This is a genomic window from Candidatus Regiella insecticola LSR1, assembly GCF_000143625.1.
Classification (GTDB): domain Bacteria; phylum Pseudomonadota; class Gammaproteobacteria; order Enterobacterales; family Enterobacteriaceae; genus Regiella; species Regiella insecticola.
Map to the genome: position 1 here is coordinate 1 of NZ_GL379723.1, position 4,814 is coordinate 4,814.

The 4,814-nt window shown below is 46.1% G+C and carries 4 protein-coding genes; all 4 read left to right on the forward strand.

Going from position 1 to position 4,814, the window contains the following annotated elements; genetic code table 11:
* Positions 1 to 94 precede the first annotated feature (94 nt).
* Positions 95 to 1,120, forward strand: a complete 1,026-nt coding sequence (gene epd, locus REG_RS10050) for an erythrose-4-phosphate dehydrogenase (protein WP_006705543.1) — start codon at positions 95 to 97, stop codon at positions 1,118 to 1,120.
* Positions 1,121 to 1,259: 139 nt separating this feature from the next.
* Entirely contained in the window at positions 1,260 to 2,438 is a 1,179-nt protein-coding gene (locus REG_RS10055; RefSeq protein ID WP_039908867.1) for a phosphoglycerate kinase, read from the forward strand.
* A gap of 187 nt (positions 2,439 to 2,625) precedes the next feature.
* A complete protein-coding gene (fbaA, locus tag REG_RS10060) occupies positions 2,626 to 3,702 on the forward strand; it encodes a class II fructose-bisphosphate aldolase (RefSeq protein ID WP_039908865.1) in 1,077 nt (358 codons plus the stop codon).
* A gap of 178 nt (positions 3,703 to 3,880) precedes the next feature.
* On the forward strand, positions 3,881 to 4,792 hold the full coding sequence (gene mscS, locus REG_RS10065; protein WP_006705546.1) for a small-conductance mechanosensitive channel MscS: 912 nt from the start codon (positions 3,881 to 3,883) through the stop codon (positions 4,790 to 4,792).
* Positions 4,793 to 4,814 lie beyond the last annotated feature (22 nt).

Sequence of the window (4,814 nt, forward strand, 5' to 3'; positions counted from 1 at the left end):
TGGGGGGTGTACAGGTAGTACATGACTGGGATGAGAGCGAGCAGCCAACGCCGCCGTAACTTCAAAGACGAAGGGGATATCAGTAGGTAATCATATGACAATCCACATCGCAATCAATGGTTTCGGGCGTATCGGTCGTAACGTTTTGCGGGCGCTGTATGAATCGGATAAACGCGCCCACATATCGGTGGTGGCGATCAATGAATTGGCCAGTGCCGAGGCGATGGCACATTTATTGAAATATGATTCAAGCCATGGGCGCTTTGCTCGTGAGCTGAGCTTGAAAAATGATGGTCTTTATGTCGATGGCGATTTTATCCGCTTAATGCACCAAGCTGAAATTAAAGATTTACCTTGGCATAGGTTAAACATCGATGTAGTTTTGGATTGTAGTGGTGTTTTTGGCAGTCGTGAAGACGGTAAAGCGCATTTGGCCGCCGGGGCTAAAAAGGTGTTATTTGCCCATCCAGGAGCAACCGATTTAGATGCCACCGTGGTTTATGGTGTTAATCATCAGCATTTACTGGCTGAACATAAAATTGTCTCTAACGCCTCTTGCACCAACAATTGCCTCATTCCCATTATTAAGATACTGGATGACGCCTATAAGATTGAATCCGGCGCGGTGACCACCATCCATTCATTGATGAATGACCAACCGGTGATTGATGCCTATCATCAAGATTTACGCCGCACGCGTGCCGCCAGTCAATCCATTATTCCTGTCGATACCAAATTGGCTGCTGGCATTGCTCGTATTTTGCCCAAATTTAAGGGCAGATTTGAAGCCATTTCCGTACGGGTACCCACCATTAATGTCACCGCTATCGATTTAACGGTAATGGTCACTGAAACCTTGCAAGTTGAGCAAGTCAACCAATGCTTACAACAGGCAGCACAAAAAGCGTTTCATGGTATAGTCGATTACACCACATTACCCTTGGTTTCGACCGATTTTAACCATGATCCACACAGTGCTATTGTCGACAGCACACAAACCCGGGTTAGCGGACAACATCTGATTAAAACCTTAGTATGGTGTGATAATGAATGGGGCTTTGCCAATAGAATGTTGGATACCACCTTAGCCATGGCGAAAAGCGGATTTTATACCCAATGAATTTCGAGTTACGGCAAGGCGGCAATCAATCGAATCCCAGGAGTGTACAGATAGTACATGACAGAGGATGAGTGCGAACAGCCAACGCAGCCGTAACTTGAAAGGCGAAGGGTATAACGCATTAAAAAGAGGTTATAACATGTCTGTAATTAATATGTCTGATTTAGCCCTAACAGGGAAACGTGTACTGATCCGAGCCGATCTCAATGTACCGATTAAAGAGGGGGAAATCACTTCCACAGCGCGTATTGACGCATCAATACCGACGATCAAAGCCGCACTAGATAAAGGGGCGCATGTCATGGTGACCTCTCACCTGGGGCGACCGATTGAAGGCGAATATAACGACGCTTTTTCACTCCTTCCCATCGTGCATTATTTACAAAAAAAACTGTCGATTCCGGTGCGTTTAGCCACAAACTATCTTGATGGGGTTGAGGTAGGTGCGGGTGAAGTGGTGGTGTTAGAAAACGTGCGCTTTAATCAAGGCGAAGAAAAAAACGATGAAGCCTTGGCAAAAAAATACGCCGCACTTTGTGATGTTTATGTGATGGACGCTTTTGGCACCGCACATCGTGCGCAGGCATCAACGCACGGCGTTGGCCAATTTGCCCCTATCGCTTGTGCAGGGCCATTGTTATCAGCAGAGTTGACGGCATTGGCCACCGCCTTAGATCACCCAGCGCACCCGATGGTGGCGATTGTCGGCGGCGCTAAAGTTTCTTCTAAACTCAAGGTGTTGGATAGCTTAGCGCAGATCGCCGATCAACTGATTGTCGGCGGTGGCATTTCAAACACCTTTGTTGCCGCTCAAGGTCATAACGTCGGTCAATCGTTGTATGAAAAAGACTTGTTGCCGCACGCCAAAGAACTGTTAAAAACCTGTAATATCCCCTTGCCAATAGATGTTCGTGTCGCCACTGAGTTTTCTGAAAATGCGGTAGCGGTAGTGAAACCCGTGACAGATATTAACGATGATGAAGAAATCCTCGATCTGGGTGATGCTTCTATCCAGAATCTGGTTAACATTATCAAAAACGCCAAAACCATTTTGTGGAATGGTCCTGTGGGTGTTTTTGAATTCCCTAATTTTCGCCAAGGCACTGAAATTTTAGCAAGAGCAATCGCTGACAGTAGCGCCTTTTCTATCGCTGGTGGGGGAGATACGCTAGCGGCCATAGATCTTTTTGGTATTGCTGATAAAATATCTTACATTTCTACTGGAGGTGGTGCTTTTCTCGAATTTGTTGAAGGGAAAAAATTACCGGCCGTGGCGATGCTAGAAGCACGTGCTAAACAGGTTAAATCAGCCTGTTAAAGCATTTCATTTTATTAGATCTCTTTGGAAACCGTAGCGAGTGATGCGGAGTCAAGGCGCCCGGCGCACAGCAACCGGAGTGTATATAAATACATGAGGATTGCGCGCACCGGGCAACGCAGGATCCGTGTCACGCAGTAAGTTTCCGAAGAGGTCTATTGATTGGCTGACAAATAGGACAAATAACATGTCAGAAATTCCTAATTTCTTAAAGCCTGGGGTTATTACAGGTAATGATGTACAAAAACTCTTCACCTACGCAAAAGAAAAAGGCTTTGCATTACCAGCAGTCAACTGTATCAATAGCGATTCTATCAATGCTGTATTAGAAAGCGCAGCCAAAGTAAAAGCACCTGTGATTATTCAATTTTCCAATGGCGGCGCCGCTTTCATCGCAGGCAAAGGCGTAAAATTAGAAGGTCAGCAAGCGGCTATTGTTGGCGCTATTTCCGGCGCACATCATGTGCATCAAATGGCTGCACATTACGGCGTGCCGGTTATTTTGCATACTGATCATTGTGCGAAAAAATTGCTGCCTTGGTTAGATGGCCTGCTTGATGAAGGGGAAAAACATTATGCCGCCACAGGTAAGCCGTTGTTCTCTTCTCATATGATCGACTTATCGGAAGAGCCGTTAGAAGAAAATATCACCATTTGTGAAACATATTTAAAACGTATGGCAAAAATCGGCATGACACTAGAAATTGAACTCGGTTTTACTGGCGGTGAAGAAGACGGGGTCGATAACAGCCACTTGGATAATTCTAAACTTTATACGCCACCCGAAGAGGTGGCTTATGCGTATGAAAAATTAAACGCCATCAGCCCCAATTTCACTATTGCCGCTGCTTTTGGCAATGTTCATGGGGTGTATACACCCGGTAACGTACAGTTAACGCCAAAAATTTTGCACAATTCCCAACAACATGTTTCCGAGAAATTTCACCTACCGGATAACAGTTTGAACTTTGTTTTTCACGGCGGCTCCGGCTCGAGTAGGGAAGAGATCAGAGAAGCTATCGGCTATGGCGTGATCAAAATGAATATTGATACTGATACCCAATGGGCGAGCTGGGAGGGGGTGCTGCAATATTACCAAAAAAACGAAGGTTATTTGCAACGGCAGCTTGGTAATCCAGAGGGAGAGGAGAAACCGAATAAAAAATATTATGATCCCCGAGTATGGCTGAGAGCAGCTCAAACAAGCATGGTGACCCGTTTAGAACAAGCCTTCAAGGATCTCAATGCGGTCGATGTATTATAAGTAGCCGACGCTGCTTGATCATACTTTTTAGACTTCGCGCATAACCTCCCACGTGGCGTGAACTCAAGGCGCCCGGCGCGCAGCAACCTTCGTTGCCATACCAGTACATGAGGATTGCGAGCACCGCGCAACGCCGAATTCGCGTCACGTCGGAGGTTATGATCATATTGGGTGGATAATGGAACCAATAAACGTCGTTACCAGCTTTAATAACCTAGGAAGCTGGTTATTAAACAATAAAGATCTCTTGCTGCAATATACCGTCAATCTGATAGCGGCACTGTTGATACTCATCATCGGGTCGATTGTCGCCAAAGTGATCTCACGCACGGCTAACCGCGTGATGAAACTAAAAGCTATCGATGTCACTGTGGCCGATTTTTTATCGGCTATAATACGTTACAGTATTTTAGCTTTTACTATCATTGCGGTATTAAGTCGTCTGGGTGTGCAAACCACCTCCGTCATCGCGGTAATAGGTGCCGCCGGTTTAGCGGTTGGCTTAGCATTACAAGGCTCGCTTTCTAATTTTGCCGCAGGCGTATTGTTAGTCGCATTGCGTCCCTTCCGTGTCGGTGAATATGTCGATTTAGGCGGTGTAGCGGGGACGGTATTACAAGTACAGATTTTTTCCACTACCCTGCGCACACCTGATGCCAAAATTGTGGTGGTACCCAACGGTAAGATTATCAGTGGCAATATCATCAATACCACGCGCGATCCGGAACGTCGTACTGAGATCATCCTGGGCGTGGCTTACAATGCAGATATTGATGTGGTAAAAAAAATATTAGGGGATATTGTCGCCGCGGATAATCGCATCATACACGACAGAGGGGTGACGATCCGTTTAAATGAGATGGCTGCGTCTTCGTTAAATTTTATCGTGCGGGTGTGGAGCAGTAACGCTGATTCATTTGAGGTGTACTGGGATTTGATGGAAAACTTTAAGCGAGCGTTAGATGCGAATCATATCAGCATCCCCTATCCACAAATGGATGTACATTTGTATCCGCCGGCTAAAGTCGATATGAATATACCCACAGCCCTTGAAGTTGCCGCTAGGCGGCCAGGGCGTGAGACCCGATGAGCGTAGACAAACTACGTGATTC